The organism is Amycolatopsis sp. NPDC004079 (genome assembly GCF_040610415.1).
GTDB lineage: Bacteria > Actinomycetota > Actinomycetes > Mycobacteriales > Pseudonocardiaceae > Amycolatopsis > Amycolatopsis halotolerans.
Genome location: NZ_JBEXMH010000118.1, coordinates 1 through 16,067, shown reverse-complemented (window position 1 = coordinate 16,067; position 16,067 = coordinate 1). Strand labels below are relative to the sequence as shown.

Annotated in this window: 17 protein-coding genes; 4 read left to right on the top strand and 13 right to left on the bottom strand. The window is 68.9% G+C overall.

From position 1 onward, the window contains the following. Positions 1-159: 159 nt before the first annotated feature. The 10 genes from ABZX37_RS47705 to ABZX37_RS47660 all read right to left on the bottom strand — a co-directional run bounded on the left by ABZX37_RS47705 (position 160) and on the right by ABZX37_RS47660 (position 8,136). Positions 160-666: a hypothetical protein gene (locus ABZX37_RS47705; RefSeq protein WP_354750973.1), complete on the bottom strand. Its 507-nt coding sequence runs from the start codon at positions 664-666 to the stop codon at positions 160-162. 44 nt (positions 667-710) lie between these two features. Beyond that, a complete protein-coding gene (locus ABZX37_RS47700; protein ID WP_354750972.1) occupies positions 711-1,208 on the bottom strand; it encodes a hypothetical protein in 498 nt (165 codons plus the stop codon). Between the two features lie 75 nt (positions 1,209-1,283). Then, positions 1,284-2,081 (bottom strand): ABC transporter permease subunit, encoded by a 798-nt coding sequence (locus tag ABZX37_RS47695; RefSeq protein ID WP_344267645.1) that lies wholly within the window; start codon positions 2,079-2,081, stop codon positions 1,284-1,286. Beyond that, complete coding sequence (locus tag ABZX37_RS47690) at positions 2,059-2,922, bottom strand: 2-aminoethylphosphonate ABC transporter permease subunit (protein ID WP_354750971.1); 864 nt, start codon at positions 2,920-2,922, stop codon at positions 2,059-2,061. The genes ABZX37_RS47695 and ABZX37_RS47690 overlap by 23 nt, the downstream gene beginning before the upstream one ends. Further along, complete coding sequence (locus ABZX37_RS47685) at positions 2,919-3,986, bottom strand: ABC transporter ATP-binding protein (protein ID WP_354750970.1); 1,068 nt, start codon at positions 3,984-3,986, stop codon at positions 2,919-2,921. Before ABZX37_RS47685 ends, ABZX37_RS47690 begins: the two co-directional genes overlap by 4 nt. Beyond that, positions 3,983-5,017 carry a 2-aminoethylphosphonate ABC transporter substrate-binding protein gene (locus tag ABZX37_RS47680; RefSeq protein ID WP_354750969.1) on the bottom strand — a complete coding sequence of 345 codons (1,035 nt, stop codon included), beginning with the start codon at positions 5,015-5,017 and terminating at the stop codon, positions 3,983-3,985. Before ABZX37_RS47680 ends, ABZX37_RS47685 begins: the two co-directional genes overlap by 4 nt. Next, positions 5,014-5,706 carry a phosphonatase-like hydrolase gene (locus tag ABZX37_RS47675; RefSeq protein WP_354750975.1) on the bottom strand — a complete coding sequence of 231 codons (693 nt, stop codon included), beginning with the start codon at positions 5,704-5,706 and terminating at the stop codon, positions 5,014-5,016. The genes ABZX37_RS47680 and ABZX37_RS47675 overlap by 4 nt, the downstream gene beginning before the upstream one ends. Next, complete coding sequence (locus ABZX37_RS47670; RefSeq protein WP_354750968.1) at positions 5,700-6,818, bottom strand: TIGR03364 family FAD-dependent oxidoreductase; 1,119 nt, start codon at positions 6,816-6,818, stop codon at positions 5,700-5,702. The genes ABZX37_RS47675 and ABZX37_RS47670 overlap by 7 nt, the downstream gene beginning before the upstream one ends. A gap of 105 nt (positions 6,819-6,923) precedes the next feature. Further along, positions 6,924-7,304, bottom strand: coding sequence for a DoxX family protein (locus ABZX37_RS47665; RefSeq protein ID WP_354750967.1), 381 nt, complete (start codon positions 7,302-7,304; stop codon positions 6,924-6,926). Between the two features lie 55 nt (positions 7,305-7,359). After that, the gene (locus ABZX37_RS47660; RefSeq protein WP_354750966.1) at positions 7,360-8,136 is read right to left on the bottom strand and encodes a GntR family transcriptional regulator; all 777 of its coding nucleotides are present in this window, start codon (positions 8,134-8,136) and stop codon (positions 7,360-7,362) included. A gap of 76 nt (positions 8,137-8,212) precedes the next feature. Between ABZX37_RS47660 and ABZX37_RS47655 the strand changes: the two genes are divergently transcribed. Together ABZX37_RS47655 and ABZX37_RS47650 are read left to right on the top strand one after the other, a co-directional pair. After that, complete coding sequence (locus ABZX37_RS47655; protein WP_354750965.1) at positions 8,213-9,430, top strand: amino acid permease; 1,218 nt, start codon at positions 8,213-8,215, stop codon at positions 9,428-9,430. Positions 9,431-9,748: 318 nt separating this feature from the next. Further along, positions 9,749-10,534, top strand: coding sequence for a serine protease (locus ABZX37_RS47650; RefSeq protein WP_354750974.1), 786 nt, complete (start codon positions 9,749-9,751; stop codon positions 10,532-10,534). A 323-nt stretch (positions 10,535-10,857) separates the two neighbouring features. Here ABZX37_RS47650 and ABZX37_RS47645 read toward each other — a convergent pair whose 3' ends face one another. Continuing rightward, positions 10,858-11,319 carry a MarR family transcriptional regulator gene (locus tag ABZX37_RS47645; RefSeq protein WP_354750964.1) on the bottom strand — a complete coding sequence of 154 codons (462 nt, stop codon included), beginning with the start codon at positions 11,317-11,319 and terminating at the stop codon, positions 10,858-10,860. Between the two features lie 61 nt (positions 11,320-11,380). On the opposite strand from ABZX37_RS47645, the gene ABZX37_RS47640 reads away from it, so the two are divergent. Beyond that, the gene (locus ABZX37_RS47640) at positions 11,381-12,274 is read left to right on the top strand and encodes an alpha/beta hydrolase (protein ID WP_354750963.1); all 894 of its coding nucleotides are present in this window, start codon (positions 11,381-11,383) and stop codon (positions 12,272-12,274) included. A 3-nt stretch (positions 12,275-12,277) separates the two neighbouring features. On the opposite strand, the gene ABZX37_RS47635 is transcribed toward ABZX37_RS47640, so the two are convergent. Then, complete coding sequence (locus ABZX37_RS47635; RefSeq protein WP_354750962.1) at positions 12,278-13,384, bottom strand: nitronate monooxygenase family protein; 1,107 nt, start codon at positions 13,382-13,384, stop codon at positions 12,278-12,280. 8 nt (positions 13,385-13,392) lie between these two features. Continuing rightward, a complete protein-coding gene (locus ABZX37_RS47630; protein WP_354750961.1) occupies positions 13,393-14,988 on the bottom strand; it encodes an acyl-CoA synthetase in 1,596 nt (531 codons plus the stop codon). Positions 14,989-15,053: 65 nt separating this feature from the next. On the opposite strand from ABZX37_RS47630, the gene ABZX37_RS47625 reads away from it, so the two are divergent. Next, the gene (locus ABZX37_RS47625; RefSeq protein WP_354750960.1) at positions 15,054-15,842 is read left to right on the top strand and encodes a crotonase/enoyl-CoA hydratase family protein; all 789 of its coding nucleotides are present in this window, start codon (positions 15,054-15,056) and stop codon (positions 15,840-15,842) included. Positions 15,843-16,067 lie beyond the last annotated feature (225 nt).

Sequence of the window (16,067 nt, the reverse complement as noted above, 5' to 3'; positions counted from 1 at the left end):
AGGTGCTTGTCAAGGCATCTTTCCCGCCTTGACAAGCACCTCCGCGCCGTAGTCACAATCAGCTTCGGGGTGCCCCACCGCACCGCTCACAAGCAATGTCGCCGCCAGGCGACGAGCCGCCCCCGGATAACCCCCCGACGAAGTCATCCGGCAGCACGGTCACCGAGGAGCGGACTGCTTCAAAACCACAGTCCTCTCCCCCAACGGCGCTCCCAACGCCACCGAAATCACCGGATGCCGCAAGTCCATCGTGCACATCTGCCCGGTCTGCGCCTTGGTCTCGCTCAAATCCACCACCACCTTCTGGGCACTCTGCTCAACAGCCTCCCCGAGCGCATGCCCACACCCCCCTTCCTCAGCCCGCACCACCAAAACCGTCCCCCCGTTGTCCGAATAGACCTCCTTGGGGAACGTCTTGGGCAACGCCGCCCCGTCCACCCGGTTGTCCGGCACCCGCTGGGCCCCTTGCGGAGGGTCGAACTGGGGTTTGCCCGGCGGCGGCACCGAGGTCGAGGTGCCGGCGCTGCCGCTCGGCGGCGCGGTCTCGGTCCCGGACGCCGGTGCGTTCGCCATGCTCGTCGGACTGCCGCACGCGGCCGCCATCGTGAGCACCAGTGCCGCGCCCGCCAGTCGTGTCGTTCCGATCAGCTTCGTCGAGTACCTCATGATCCCTGGACGGATCGACCGCCCCGAGGGGTTGCACCCGATCTTCACGGACCCGGCTTCAACACCAATTCCCGCCCGCCCAGGGGCGCGGCAAGCCGGACCGGCAACGAAATCTCCCGCACATGCATCGGGCACATCTGCCCGTGCGGGGCCTTGGTAATCGTCACGAGCACGACAACCTGAGCAGCCGTCTGCTCCCCTGCCTTCGCACTGAGCTTGTCGCAGCCGCCCTCTTCAGCCTGGATCACCACCACCGAACCACCCTCAGCGAGCGTGACGTCGTGCGGGTACCCAGCAGGAAGCGCCGAAGCATTGATCTGCCCAGCAGCAGGCGCGGTATCCCCAGGCGGCACGCCCTGCGTAGGACGGCTCTTCGGCGGCCCCGACGCCGGCGGCGGCGCGACCGACGGCGAAGAAGAGGTCGGTGGCGGCGAGGAAACCGACACCGGACTGGACGCCGAGCCGGAAGAGGAAACCGGCGCGGCGGTAGTCCCGTTGCTTCCGCACGCCGCGACCGTCAGCAGCAGCGCGCTCGCTCCCACGATTTTCCCTGTAGTCCGCATGTATCGCGGACGGAATCGAGGACCCGGAGGTTGCACCGGCGCGCGAAAACTATTTCACCGGGCGGAAGCCTTCCCCCGCACCAGCCCCAGCAGCACCACCCCGGCCAGCGTCACCACCAGCAACAGCACCGTGCTCGCCGACGCGAGAAACACCTGTCCCCGGTCGGTGAGGGAGAAAATGGTCGCGGGGAGCGTCCGCCAGTCCGGCGGGTACAGCATCATCGTCGCGCCCAATTCGCCCATCGACATCGCCAGCGCCAAACCGGCCGAAGCTGACATCGCGGGCAGCAGCACCGGCAACCGGACTCGCAGCAACACCCGCAACGGACGCGCGCCGAGACTCGCCGCGGCCTGCGCGAGCAGCGGGTCAACGCGTTGCAGCGCGGCGGAAACCGTGCTGTACGCGAAGGGCAGCAGGATCATCAGGTGTCCGGCGAGGACGATCCAGCGCGTGCCGTTGAACGCCACCGGCGGACGGCTGAACGCCACGAGCAACGCCAGCCCCAGCACCACCGACGGCACCGCGATCGGCAGGTGGAACAGCGAATCCGCGATCCGGCGCAGCCGCGGCGGCGCGTGGTCGACGGCCAGCGCGGCCCAGGTCCCGATCAGCACCGAGACCAGCGACGTGATCACGCCGGTCTGCACGCTCACCGACAGGCTCGCGAACGTCTCGCCGGACAGCGCCTCGGCGTAATGCGCCCCGGTGAGCCCGCTCGGCAGCACGCCTGTCCAGCTCCCGGCGAACGACGCCAGCACGATCATCACCAGCGGCGCGGCCACCACGCCGAGGAAAACCACGCCGAACACCAGCCACACCAGCAACCGGCTACGCCGCGTCCACAGCAGCACGACGGCCTCCCCTCCCGACCACTCGCCGGTAAACCGTGTAGAGCACCAGCGACAACACCACGTTCACCACCGCGACCACCGACGCGGCCGGGAAGTCGAACGTGACGATTCCCTTGCCGTACACCAGCATCGGCAACGTCGAGACGCCCTTGGCACCGAGGAACAGCACAATGCCGAACTCGTTCATCGTCAACAGCAGCACCAGACACGCACCGGACGCGAGCGACGGCAGCGCTTCCGGCAGCACGACCCGCCACAGCACCCGGCCCGGCCGCGCGCCGAGACTCGCCGCCACGTCCAGTTGCGCCGACGGAACTTGGCTGAACGCGGCGAGTGCGGGCCGCATCACGAACGGCGTGTAGAAGGTGATCTCAGCGAGCAGCACACCCCATGGTGAGTACAGAAACCCTGCGGTGCCAAAGACTCCCGCGCCGCCGTAAAGGAACGTGAAGGCCAGCGCGATCAGGAACGACGGGAACGCCAGCACCGTGTCGACCAGCCGGGCCAGCAGCGTCGCCCCGGGAAACGGGACGAACGCGACAACCAGCGCGAGAAACCCGCCGAGCAGCACACAGCCGACGGTGGACCCCAAGGCCAGCAACACCGTCTGCCACACCGCACGGCCAAACTCGGGCGACGACAGCACTTGCGCCCATACCGAAAGCCCGAAACTGCCGTCCTGCGCGGTGAACGACTGCAGAATCACCAACACGAGCGGGTAGCCGAAGAACCCGGCGACCACGATCGCGGGCGGGAGCAGCCAGCCGATCCGGTGCCGGCGGGGCCGCGTGCCGCGACGGGCCGGGGCGAGCGCGGCGGTGCCGAGCGCGAGGCCGGTCATCCGCCCACCCCCACCAGCGGGCAACCGTCCGGAATGGACACTCCGACGCGGTCGCCGACTGCGGGCAGCACCGGACTGTCCGGGACCTCGGCGCGGATGTCGCAGACCTCGTCGGTGAGCCGCAGATCGAGCCGGTACCCGGAGCCGCGCCACTGCACGCCGCGCACGAGCGCCGGAAAGGTGTCCGGTCCGGGCTCGCCGACCGAAATCCGGTGCGGCCGCACGCCGAGCGCCACCGGCCGCTCCGGCTGGAGCGTGCCAGACGGTTCGGCGGACAGCTCACGCCCGGCCAGCCGGACTGTCGCGACCGAGCCGTCCGCGCGCACCAATTCGACCGGGATCAGGTTCGCCGCGCCGAGGAAACTCGCGGTGAACTCGGTAGCCGGACGGCGGTAAAGCTGTTCGCACGGACCGAGTTCGACGAGCCGCGAGTCACGCAGCACGGCGATCCGGTCGGCGAGCGCGAGAGCTTCGCTCTGGTCGTGGGTGACGTAGATCAGCGTGGTATCCGGCAATTCGGCGCGCAGCCGCAGGAGTTCCGCGACCATGTCCTCGCGCAGCGCAGCGTCCAATGCGGACAGTGGCTCGTCAAGCAGCAGCACGTTCGGCCGGATCGCCAGCGCCCGCGCCAACGCGACCCGTTGCTGCTGCCCGCCAGACAGCTCCCGCGGATAGCGACGCGCGTACTCGCTCATCCCCACTAGTTCCAGCACCTCGCCGACGCGCTTCGTCACGTCCGCGCGGCGCATCTTGCGCGCTTTCAGTCCAAACGCGACATTGTCGGCGACCCGCTGGTGCGGGAAGAGCGCATAACTCTGCACCACCACGCCGAGCCCGCGCCGGTGCGGCGGCAGATCGGTGACGTCCTGGCCGTCGAGCAGCACCCGTCCGGCGCTCGGCCGGAGGAACCCGGCGAGCGCCTTGAGCGCGGTCGACTTGCCGGAGCCGGACGGCCCCAGCAGCGCCAGTGTTTCGCCGCGCGCTACCGAGAGATCCAGCGGGGCAAGCGCTTGCGTCGCTCCGAAGTGGACGGATACGCCGCGGAACTCTACTGCCGGAGTCACTGTCCGGTGGCCTTCCGGTACGCGGCGAGGTCGGCGTCGAGACGGCCGAGGACGGAGTTCCAGTCCGGCGTCCAAATGTCCACTCCGGACATCGCGGCGGTGATTTTCTCCGCCTTCGGCCCCTGCGGTTTGACGTCGGAGCGGGCCGGAATGCCGTACGCGTCGCTGGCCTTCGCCTGGGTTTCCGGCGAGAACAGGAAGTCGAGCAGCTTGCGGGCATTGTCCGCGTGCGGCGCGTTGTTGACCAGACCGGCGAAGTACGGCAGCGCGAAGGTGGAACGCTTTCCCTGCGCGTCGGCCGGGAAGAACACCGAGAACCCGCCGCTCTTGTCGATCTCCGCGAGGTTCATCTGCAGGTCTCCGTTGGCGACGAGCACCTCGCCCTTCGCGACCTTCGGCTGCAGCTTGCCGGTGGACGACGACGGCCCGACGTTGTTCGCCTGCAGCTTGCCGAGGTATTCGAGCGCGCCCTGGTCGCCGAACACGTGCTGGGCCTGCAGCAGCACCGCGGTGCCGTCGCCGGCCTCGCCGGGCGTCGAGTACTGGAGTTTGCCCTTGTACTTCGGGTCGAGCAGGTCGTTCCAGCTCTTCGGGGCCGGGTTCGCCTGCTGCGGGTTGTAGATGAAGCTGAGGTAGTTGTTCATCAGCGCGTAGTAGCGGCCCTGCGGGTCCTTCTGCGCGGCCGGAACCTGGTCGACGCCCTTCGGCACGGACGTCGCGAGCAGGCCTTCCTTCGCCGCCTGCTGCACGAACGGCGGGAGCGTCACGAGGACGTCGGCCTGAGTGTTGGCCTTTTCCTTGCCCACGCGCGAAACGACCTCGGCGGAACCGGCGGTGACCGCCTGTACGGTGATCCCGGTCTGCTGCTTGAACTCCGCGAACCGGGCGTTGTACCAGTCTTCGAGGCCATCCGCGGTGTACACGGTGACGGTCTGGTCGCCGGACGCGCCGCCCGCCGTGCCGCCGCACGCGGACAGCAGGCCGGCGAGGGTCGCGACGAGAGCGACGACGGTCGCTTTCCGGATTCTCATGACTGGGTGGCTCCTTCAAGATCGAGCACGGCGGGGAGGGCGGAGACGGATTCGAGAACGTGGGTGGCGTGCGCGGCTTCCAGTTCGCCGCGGTTGCCGGCACCGGTGAGCACTCCGGCGACGATTCCGGCACCGGCGGCGAGGCCGGTGCGGACATCAGTGGGGGTGTCGCCGACCACCGCGATGTTGCGGACGTCGGTGACCTGCAGCTTCAGCGCGACAGCGAGGATCAAGTCGGGATACGGACGGCCGCGCACGCCGTCGCCGGGCGCGAGCGCGAGGTCGGCGAGGTCGTGCCAGCCGAGCGCGTCCAGCAGCGCGCGCTGAGTCGTGGGCGCGAAACCGGTGGTCAGCGCGACGCGGACGCCCTTCTCCCGCAGGCCGCGGATGGTTTCCTCGGCGCCGGGGATCGGCTTGCACTCCCCCGCCGCGACCAGACGTCCGTACGAGCCTTCGAATTCGGCGTTCGCGCGTTGGGCGAGGTCTTCGTCGCCGAGCAGCGCGCGGAACACGGTGATCTTCGACTGGCCCATGGTTTCCCGGACGTAGTCGAGCATTCCGGCGTAGCGTTCGTCCTCTTCGGACACTCCGGCGGCGGCGATCGCGGCGGTGAAAGCGCGTTCGACCAGTCCGTCGTCCGCGACGGTGGTTCCGGCCATGTCGAGCACGACGAGTTCGGTGGTCACCAGCCCAGCTCCTTTGCGGTGTCTTCGGCGATTGCGGGCGAGCAGGTCATGCCCCGGCCACCCGGGCCGGTGACGAGGAAAGCGTTGTCGGACAACCGTTCCCGATGCACCACGGAGGCCTGGTCGGTTGCCTGCGCATAGACGCCAGCCCAGCGACGGCGGATCCGAGGCAGCGGACGGCCGAGCAACGCGCCCGCCACTTCGGCGAGGTGTTCGTACGGGTCTTCGGTGACGTCGAAGGAGAACGGCTGCGCGTACTCGTGCGTGTCGCCGATGGTGAGCGAGCCGTCGCGACGCTGGACCATCAGCAGCTGCATCGCGTTCTGGGCGGCGATTTCGCCCTGAGGCTGGCCTTCGTTCATCGCGTCGAGTGCCGCGCCGCGGTAGGCCGGGTAGTACCGGAAGCTGTCGCCGTCCGCGACGCTGGTGGGCAGCGGCTCGTCCAGCGGTTCGGTCTGCGCCATCTGCAACCGGACCCGCCGCACCGGGATCTCGCCCGCGATCTCGCGCACCAGCCCGCCGAGCCACGCGCCGGTGCAGAACACCACGACGTCGCCGTCGTGGCGCTCGCCGTGGTCGTCGACGACGCTGTTTCCGACCAGATTCCGCACCTCGCGGCCCGGCAACCACTGGTAACGACCGCTCGCCTTGAGCGCTTCGCGGAGAGCAGGCTGCGCCGTCCGCGGTTCGACCGCCGCGTCGCGCTCGCACCACAACGCACCGGCGAAGTTACCGCGCAGAGCCGGGTTCAGCGCCCGGGTCTCGTTCGCGTCGAGGAGTTTGAAGCCGCGCTCAGCCGCCCCCGGCCCGGCGACGACCTCCTGCGCGACGGCCAGCTCGGCGTCGGTCCGGAGGACCGTCAGCGAGCCGTTCGGCCGGAAACCCAACGCGGGCACGCGTTCGCCGATCCGCTCCCACAGCTCCCGGGCGCGCACCGCCGTCTCCAGCTCCGGACCGGCGGCGCGACCGCCGACCCACACCAGCCCGAAGTTCCGGACGGACGCTCCGCGCGCCTCCGGCTCGCGTTCGAGCTGGAGGACTTCGTGGCCGCGTTCCACGGCCTGCCAGGCGTGCTGGGTGCCGAGCACGCCGCCGCCAACGATGATGATTCGCACGGCCGCAACAGTCGCCGCCCGCGCTCAACGGAGCCTGTCGGCACGGGGAACGCCAGGTGAAGCAGCCTCGAATATTGGACCAGATGAGTTACCGTTCTGTTACCTTCACAGGCGACCGGCCGCAACGAACACGCATACCGCCAGGATCACGACATTCGCCGCGACGTTGCGGTACTCCGCCGGGCGGCGCTCGGTGACGGCCAGCCGCCAGTGCCCCGCCATCGCGCCGACCATCACCACCGCCAGGCCGACCGCCGCCCACCCGGTGAGCGCCGGGGCGATCCCGGTCAGCCCCGGCAGGATCAGACCGGCTACCGCGACCAGTTCGCAGATCGCGGCGAAGCGCACGACCTGCATCGGATACGCGGCCACCCCGGTTTGCCCGCTCTCGATCAGCCGTTGCCGCGACATCGTCGACTTCAGCACGCCGGACAGAGCGAAGAGCAGGGCGAGGGCCGCCTGAGCGATCCACAGTGCGATATCCATGGTTGTCCCTCCGTTCGATGCAGAAGGAACGAAGGGGCGATGCCGGATGTGACAGCTACTCGACGCGGTTCAGTCGCGTGACGAAACTCAGCCGGTCACCGCGGTAAAGCGACCGGACCCGCTCGAACGGCTCGCCGTCCGGACCCCACGACACGCGGTGCATCAGCAGCATCGGCAATGCCGGGTTCGTGCCGATGAGCAGCGCCTCGCGGGGTGTGGCAAGCACGGTCTCCACGCGTTCCTCCGCCCCGTCGAAGACCACGCCCAGTTCGTCGCGCAGGAACGCGTACAGCGACTGCTCGGGGTCGAAATCCTCGGGCAGCGTCGGGAACCTGTCGGCGCGGAGGAAGGTCGATTCGAGGCCGACGCGCTCGTCGTCGGCGAGCAGGACGCGTTCCAGGTGAATCACTTCGGCGGCTGGTTCGATCCGCAGGTCGGCGGCCAATCCGGTGCCCGCGGCGCGGCGTTCGAGCGTGATCAGCGAGCGGCCGGGCCGGATGCCTTGGCGGCGCAGGCCTTCGGTGTAGCTGACGAGCGCGAGCGGCTGGACCAGCTTCGGCGCGGCGACGTACGTGCCGCTCCCCTGCCGTCGCGACAGCCTGCCTTCGAGCACCAGCTCGCCCACCGCCTGCCGGACCGTCGCCCGGGACACTTCGAACCGCTCGCACAGTTCGCGTTCCGTGGGGAGCGCGCTGCCTTCGCCCAATTCGGCGATGACGGCCAGCAGTTCGACCTTCACTGCGTAGTAGCGCGGCACGCGGCCGTGATCCGGGATGCCGTCGCGGACCGGTCCGTCGGCGGACAGGCGGGACAGCGGCGAAGACGTGGGCACGAGACCCGAGCCTATGCCAGACGCGCGGCGCGTGGTTCGCTGTCTCGCGAACTGACCCCACGGGAGGACCCCCGCAATGCCTTTGGCCCGCCGGTTAGGCCTCGCCGACGCCGTTTTCATCGGGCTTGGTTCGATGATCGGCGCCGGTGTTTTCGCCGCGTTCGCGCCCGCTGCACGTGCGGCGGGTGCGGGATTGCTGCCCGCGCTCGCGGTGGCCGCGTTAGTCGCCTACTGCAACGCGACTTCTTCCGCCCGGCTTGCCGCGCTGTACCCGGAATCCGGTGGCACGTATGTGTACGGGCGCGCTCGGCTGGGTGAATTTTGGGGATACCTAGCGGGTTGGGGCTTCGTCGCCGGGAAAACAGCGAGCTGTGCGGCGATGACGCTGACCGTTGTCGCTTACGCCGCTCCCGGACTCGGGCAGCCGTGGCGGAGCTTGCTCGCGGTGGCCGTGATCGGCTTGGTCACCGGCGTGAATTACCTCGGTGTGCACCGGTCCGCTTTGGCTACTCGGGTGATCGTTTGCATCACTCTCGTGGTGCTTACCCTGGTCGCGGTTTTCGGCTTTTCCGGCCCGCACGTTTCCCCGTGGACCCCGTTTCACGGCGGCAGGGTTCTCGAAGCGGCGGGATTGCTGTTCTTCGCGTTCGCCGGTTATGCCCGGCTGGCCACTCTCGGCGAGGAAGTCCGCGATCCGGCCCGCACGATTCCGCGGGCGATTCCGCTCGCTTTAGGACTGACCCTCGTGGTGTACGCCGTGGTGGCGGTGGTGCTGCTGGTGACCTTGGGGCCAGACGGAATCGGGGCGAATCCCGATCCGCTCGCTGCCGCCGTGCCGTGGCTGTCGCCGGTGGTTCGCGTCGGCGCGGTGGTGGCCGCGTTGGGATCGTTGCTGGCGTTGGTGCTGGGCGTTTCGCGGACGACGCTCGCGATGGCGCGGGATGGGCACCTGCCGCGGTTTTTGACCGCGGTGCATCCTCGGTTTTCGGTGCCGCACCGGGCTGAGCTCACGGTCGGCGTGGTGGTCGCGGTGCTGGCCACGACAACGGATTTGCGTGGTGCGATCGGGTTTTCGTCCTTCGCAGTGCTCGCGTACTACGCGGTGGCGAACGCCTCCGCGCTGACGCTTCGCCGGGACGAAGGGGCTGCGCCGAAGGTCGTCGCGGCAGGCGGATTGGCGGGGTGCGCGGTGCTGGCGTTCAGCCTGCCGATCGCTTCGGTGCTCAGCGGCTGTCTGGTGCTGGGGCTGGGCGTGGTGGCGTACTTCGTGCGCCGCCGAGGGCTCGCGCGCTGAGTTTTTTGTTTTCTGGCACGGGTTCCGGCTTGTGCCGTCGCATCCGGTGCGCGAAAGTCCCCCTCGCTCCGCCTCCGCCCGGTTACTCCGATAATCACACTCCCCCAGGTCAAGGCTGCTTTTTATCGCCGTGTCGCAGGCCGAAATCTGCCGGATCCGGTGAAGAATCCGAAAGATCCGAAGAAAGTTGGTTGTCCACTTACCGCCGCTCTGGTGTAGTCGATTCGTCACCACACGACACCTCCCCGCCCCGGGAGCGGAAGCTCCACAGTGGACACCGGAAGGACAATCCCCTTGGCCGACAACAGAAACTTCAGCATGGTCACGCGAGTCCTGGCAGGCGCGGCAGCGCTCGCGGCCGCCGCCGGGTTCGCGACGCCCGCCGTGGCGTCGACGACGCCGTCGCCGGGCGCGGAGCCTCAGGTCGTCGGCGGAACTCGCGCCAGCCAGGGGGAATTCCCGTGGATGGTCCGGCTTTCGATGGGCTGCGGCGGCGCGATGTACACCGACCAGCTCGTGCTGACCGCCGCGCACTGCGTCGACCGCACCGGAGCGGACTCGTCGATCACCGCGACGCTCGGCGTGGTCGATCTGCAGAGTTCGAGCGCGAAGAAGGTGCGCTCGACCTACGTCTACCGCTCCCCGACGTACGACTCCACCGGCGGCGACTGGGCGCTGATCAAGCTGGCGAGCCCGGTGAGCGGCGTCCAGACGCTGCCGATCGCGAAAACCGCCGACAACAACTCCGGCACGTTCACCATCGCCGGCTGGGGCGCGGCCCAGGAAGGCGGCGCGCAGCAGCGCTACCTGCTGAAGGCCGAAGTCCCGTTCGTGGACGACTCGACGTGCCAGTCCCAGGGCGGCTCCTACGCCGACCTGAAGCCGGACGCGGAACTGTGCGCGGGCAAGCTCGACACCGGCGGAGTCGACACCTGCCAGGGCGACTCCGGCGGCCCGATGTTCCGCCGCGACGGAGCAGGCGAATGGATCCAGGTAGGCATCGTCAGCTGGGGCGACGGCTGCGCCAGGGCCCACGCACCCGGCGTGTACACCGAGGTGAGCTCGTTCGCCTCGGACATCGCCGCGGCGGCCGGGAAGATCTGACCGAGCACTGAGATCGGGCACTGAGCCGGGCGCGGGACTCCACTGGGGTTCCGCACCCGGCTTCGCGCGGCTTTTCCGTGCGGCAGAAGCATTCGGACGGGGCTGGAGCCCGCCGCGCGAGTACCCGCGCTTCGCGGGCCCGCCTCCCGCTCGAGGATCGCCTCACCCCGGGGCGAAGCCCGGCCGCTCGTGGTGCTTCTCCGCGCTCCGCCGAAGCGCCGAACAACGCAAGATTCCCGCCAGAACCGCGAGGCCGGGCAGCCTGACGTTCCACTCCCGGCGGCATCGAAGCACAGGATCACCGCCACCCCAACGGCCAAGCGCTAACCCGCCGGAAGGCCGACGTTCCGCTCCTCCAAAGCCCCCCGCAGCTCGGCCAGTACCGAAATAACCGCCTCGACCCGATCCGGGGCCACCGCGGAACCGATCAGCACCTCGAGCTGCGCCCGGAAAGTCTCCTCCGCCGCTCCGGCCAGCTCCCGGCCGCTCGGCGTCAGCTCGACGAGCGAAGAACGCCGGTCCTCCGGATTCGGCACCCGGCGCACCCAGCCCCGCGCTTCGAGCCGGTCGATGCCCTTGCTCGTCGCGCCGATCCCGATGGCGAAGTTCACCGCCAAGTCCGCGACCCGCGACTGCGGATGCTGCCCCAGATACCGCAGGAACTCGAACTGCGAAGCGACGATCCCGTGCTCGGCCTTGAGCCGCTCCCCCAGCGCGTTGTAGATCCGGGTCTCGCAGCGCACCAGATGGTCGAAGAGCCGCTCGTTTGCCGAAGTACCTGCCACGGCATATAGTCTAGCACTACATGCCTCGGAATATAATTCCGCAGAATCTTCAGGAGCACAGATGAGCAGGGAACAACGCCGCGCGATCGACGAGCAGCTGCGGCGGGCGCCGAAGGGGGGCGGACCGGTGCCGGTCGAGCGGATGCGGGCCGGGTTCGCCGCGTTGATGAGCGAGTTTCCCGTTCCCGCCGAGCCGCGGCAAAGCGGAACCACGCTCGCTGGACGGCCAGCGATCCTTGTCGAGCCACCAGCAGACCCGCGGCCGGGCACGATCCTGTACTTCCACGGCGGATCGTTCTCGCTGGGGTCGCCGCACACCGCGATGGCACTGACGGCGAACCTGGTCCTGCGCACTGGAATCCGCGCGCTCTCGCTGGACTACCGGCTCGCGCCCGAGCACCCGTTCCCGGCCGGCATCGAGGACTGTCTCGCCGCCTACCGGAGCCTCCTGGAGGACAACGATCCGTCCTCGATCCTCTTCGCGGGCGATTCCGCGGGCGGCGGCCTCGCCGTGACCACGACTCTGGCCGCCCGCGACGCCGGGCTGCCGACGCCCGCCGGGATCGTCGCGTTCTCGCCGGGGCTGGACCACACCCGCACCGGGGCGTCCATGGCGGCGAAGGAGGACGCCGACCCCTTCTTCACCAGGGAAGGCATGGCCCGCACCGGCGAGTTGTATCTGGCCGGCGCGGATCCCGCCCAGCCGCTCCTCGCCCCGGCGGTCCACGCCGACCTGACCGGTTTCCCGCCGATCCTGCTGCAGGTCGGCACGAACGAAATGCTGCTCGACGACTCGGTCCGGCTGGCGGAACGCGCGCGCGACGCGGACGTCGACGTGATCCTCGACATCACTGCCGACGTCCCGCACGTCTTCCACACCTTCACCGACACCCTCGACGAAGCAGGGCAAGCCCTCGACCGGGCTGCCCTCTTCATCAAGCAGCGCCTCGCCTGAGTCTCAGCGGATCTTGTCCAACCGGGACACCGTCTCCTCGAATCCCCGCACCAGATCCGCCATCACCTCGGCCACCGGGCGGACCCGGTTCATCCTGCCGACGATCTGGCCCACCGGCATCGACACCACCGACGGGTCCGCGGCGGCGTGGATCCGGTTGTGCGCGTGGGAAACCAGCAGGTTCTGCAACGGCATCGGCAGCGGTTCCGGCGCGCCCGGCGCCGCCCACGCCTCCGTCCAGCGGGTCTTCAGCAGGCGAGCGGGCTTGCCGGTGTAGATCCGGGTCCGCACGGTGTCCGCGGAAGTCGCCTCCACCAGGGCGTTCTGCATCGCCTCCGATTCGGGCATCGTTTGGAGGTATTCCCGCGTCGCGAGCCAGTACGAGCCCATCCACGCGCCCGAAGCGCCCAGGGCCAGTGCGGCGGCGACCTGGCGGCCGGAGCCGATGCCGCCGGCCGCCAGCACCGGGGCGCGGTCGCCGACGGCGTCGACGATTTCCGGGACCAGCACCATGGTCGCGATTTCGCCGGTGTGCCCGCCTGCCTCATGTCCCTGTGCGACAACGAGATCCACGCCGTTGTCGACGTGACGAGCCGCGTGCGAGCCCTTTCCGGCGAGGGCCGCGACCGGGACGCCCGCGTCGTGCGCGCGGGTGATGACGTCGGTCGGGGGCGAGCCCAGTGCGTTGGCGATCAGGCTGATCCGGTGGTTCAGCGCGACGTCCACGTGGGACCGGGCGACGGAGTGCAGCCAGCCGAGAACACCGGCGCGTTCGTCGGTGTTCTCGGGCAGCGGCGGGACCGCGAGGTCCTTCAGCACTTTATCGACAAACTCCCGGTGGCCCGGCGGGATCAGCTCGTTCAGGTCGGTCTGGGTGCCTTCGGACGGGATCTTCGCCGGCATCACGATGTCGACGCCGTAAGGCTTTCCGTCGGTGTTCTCGTCCATCCAGGACAGCACCGCGTCGAGTTCGGCGGCGTCGTTGAACCGGACGCAGCCCAGCACGCCCATGCCGCCCGCGCGGCTGATCGCGGCCGCGACGTGTTCCGACGGGGTGAATCCGAAGATCGGCACCTCGATGCCGAACCGGTCGCACAACGATGTGCGCATGCGCCCTCCTAGGCGGGTTCGTGTTCGGCGGCGTACCGCTGGGCCCACGGATAATCCGGCTTCCCGCTGGGCGAACGGCCGATCTCCTCGGCCAGCCACACCGTGCGCGGCACCTTGTATCCGGCGACCTCGGTCCGCACGTGCGCTTCCAGCGCGGCCAGATCCGGCTGAACGCCAGGACGCGGCTGGACGACAGCGGCGACGCGCTGGCCGAGCCGGTCGTCCGGGATGCCGATGACCAGTGCGTCGAAAACGTCCGGGTGCGACTTCAGCGCGCCCTCGACTTCTTCCGGATACACCTTTTCGCCGCCGGTGTTCACGCACTGCGATCCGCGGCCCAGCAACGTAACCGTGCCGTCTTCCTCGTAGCGCGCGTAGTCGCCGGGCACGACGTAACGGACACCGTCCACCTCGGTGAAGATGGTGCGCGTTTTCTCCGGGTCACCGTAATAGCCGAGCGGGACGTGGCCGCGGCGGCCGATCAGCCCGATGGCGCCGGGCTTCGGTTCGACTACCTGGCCGTCGTCGTCCAGCAGGATGGCGTCCTTGCCGAAGTTCACGCGCGGGCCCGCGGAATGGTCGGAATCCTTGCCCACCATGCCGATTCCGGTGAAGCCGCTCTCCGACGAACCGATCGCGTCGGTGATCACGACGTTCGGCAGCATCTCGAGGAATTCCTGCTTCACCGAATGCGAGAACAGCGCCGCGTGGCTCGACACCGCGACGAGCGACGACGCGTCGTAATCGCCGGAGCGGTAGGCGTCCACGAGGGGCCGCGCCATCGCGTCGCCGACGATCGTCAGCACCTGCACCTTGTGTTCCTGCACCGCGCGCCACACGTCGTGCGCGTCGAACTGCGGGACGAACACCACCGGACTGCCGGTGAACAGCGCGCCGAAGGCGGCCCACTGCGCCGCTCCGTGGATCAGCGGCGCGGCAGGCAGGCGCACGAGCGAACCGGATTTGCCTTGTTCGCTGAGCGTCCACTCGTCGGGCACGTACTCGCCGGTGACGAAGTTGATGCCGCCGCCCAGCGCGCGCCAGATGTCCTCGTGGCGCCACAGCACGCCCTTGGGATAACCCGTGGTGCCGCCGGTGTAAAGGATGTACAAGTCGTCGGCGCTGCGCTCGCCGAAGTCGCGTTCGTCCGACTCGCCTTCGAGCGCCGCCTCGTACTCGACGCCCGTCTCGTACGGCGTGTCCGAACCGTCCTCGACGACTACAACGTGTTTCAGTTTCGGCGTTTCCGGAAGCACCGCCGCCACCCGGTCGGAGTAGCGCCGCTCGTGCACCAGCGCCACCAGGTCGGCGTTGGTGAACAGATAGCGGAGTTCTCCGTGGACGTAGCGGTAGTTCACGTTCACCGCGATCGCGCGCAGCTTGTACGCGGCGAACATGACTTCCAGTGCCTCGATGGAGTTCCGGGAATAGACACCGATGTGGGAGCCGGGTCCCACGCCGTGCGCGGCCAGGTGGTGCGCCAGCCGGTTCGCGCGCTTCTCCAGTTGCGCGAAGGTGACCTGGCGTCCGCCGCACACGACCGCGACGCGTTCCGGCACGGCGTCGACGGCGTGCTCGAGTAGATCCGCGATGTTGAGTGCCACGCACCCAAAGTAGAACATGTTATCGTTCTGGGCAATGACCCCGGCCCGTTATTAAGGAGGCCCCGGTGGCCGAACCCCACGCACTCGTCAGCCTCGAAGGCCACACGCTCGTGGTGACGATGAACCGCCCGGAAGCCCGCAACGCCCTCACCGGCGAGATGCTTTCGATCATGGTCGAGGCCTGGGACCGAGTGGATTCGGACGACCAGGTGCGCAGCTGCGTCCTGACCGGCGCGGGCGGAGCGTTCTGCGCGGGCGCGGACCTGAAATCCATGTCCCGCAACGCCCCCGACAAGTCGTTTTCGAACGGCTCCTTCGACCCGAGCCGCATCGAGGGCCTGCTGAAAGGCCGCCGTCTCACGAAGCCGCTCATCGCCGCCGTCGAAGGCCCAGCCATCGCAGGCGGCACGGAAATCCTGCAGGGAACCGACATCCGGGTAGCAGCGGAAAGCGCTAAGTTCGGCGTCTCCGAACCCCGCTGGGGCCTGTTCCCGATGGGCGGTTCGGCCGTGCGACTGCCCAGGCAAATCCCGTACACCGTCGCCGCCGACCTCCTCCTCACCGGCCGACACATCACCGCCGCGGAGGCACGCGACATCGGCCTGGTGGGCCACGTCGTCCCCGACGGTCAAGCACTGGCTCGCGCGCTGGAACTCGCTCACCTGATCAACGACAACGGCCCCCTGGCGATACGCGCGATCCTCAAGACCATCCGCGACACCGAGGGCATGCACGAGGAGGAAGCCTTCAAACTCGACGCCAAGTACGGCATCGAAGTCTTCGCCTCCGCAGATGCGAAGGAAGGCCCCAAAGCCTTCACCGAAAAACGCAAACCCCACTTCCAGGGCCGCTGACAACGACCGTCCGTGAGGGGAACCCTGAGGGACTCTGAGTCCCTCAGGGTTCCCCTCACGAACGTTCAGCGCTCCCACCCCAAGCCGCACACGGGGGCACCCAGACCCCCACAACCCCGATACGAAGCCAAAAACACGGGCGGCGGGTGCTCCGCCACCGCCGACGCATACGACCAGGTGGCCGTTTTCCAGCAGCAGCCGCACTAACGGCGCCTGCACGACGCG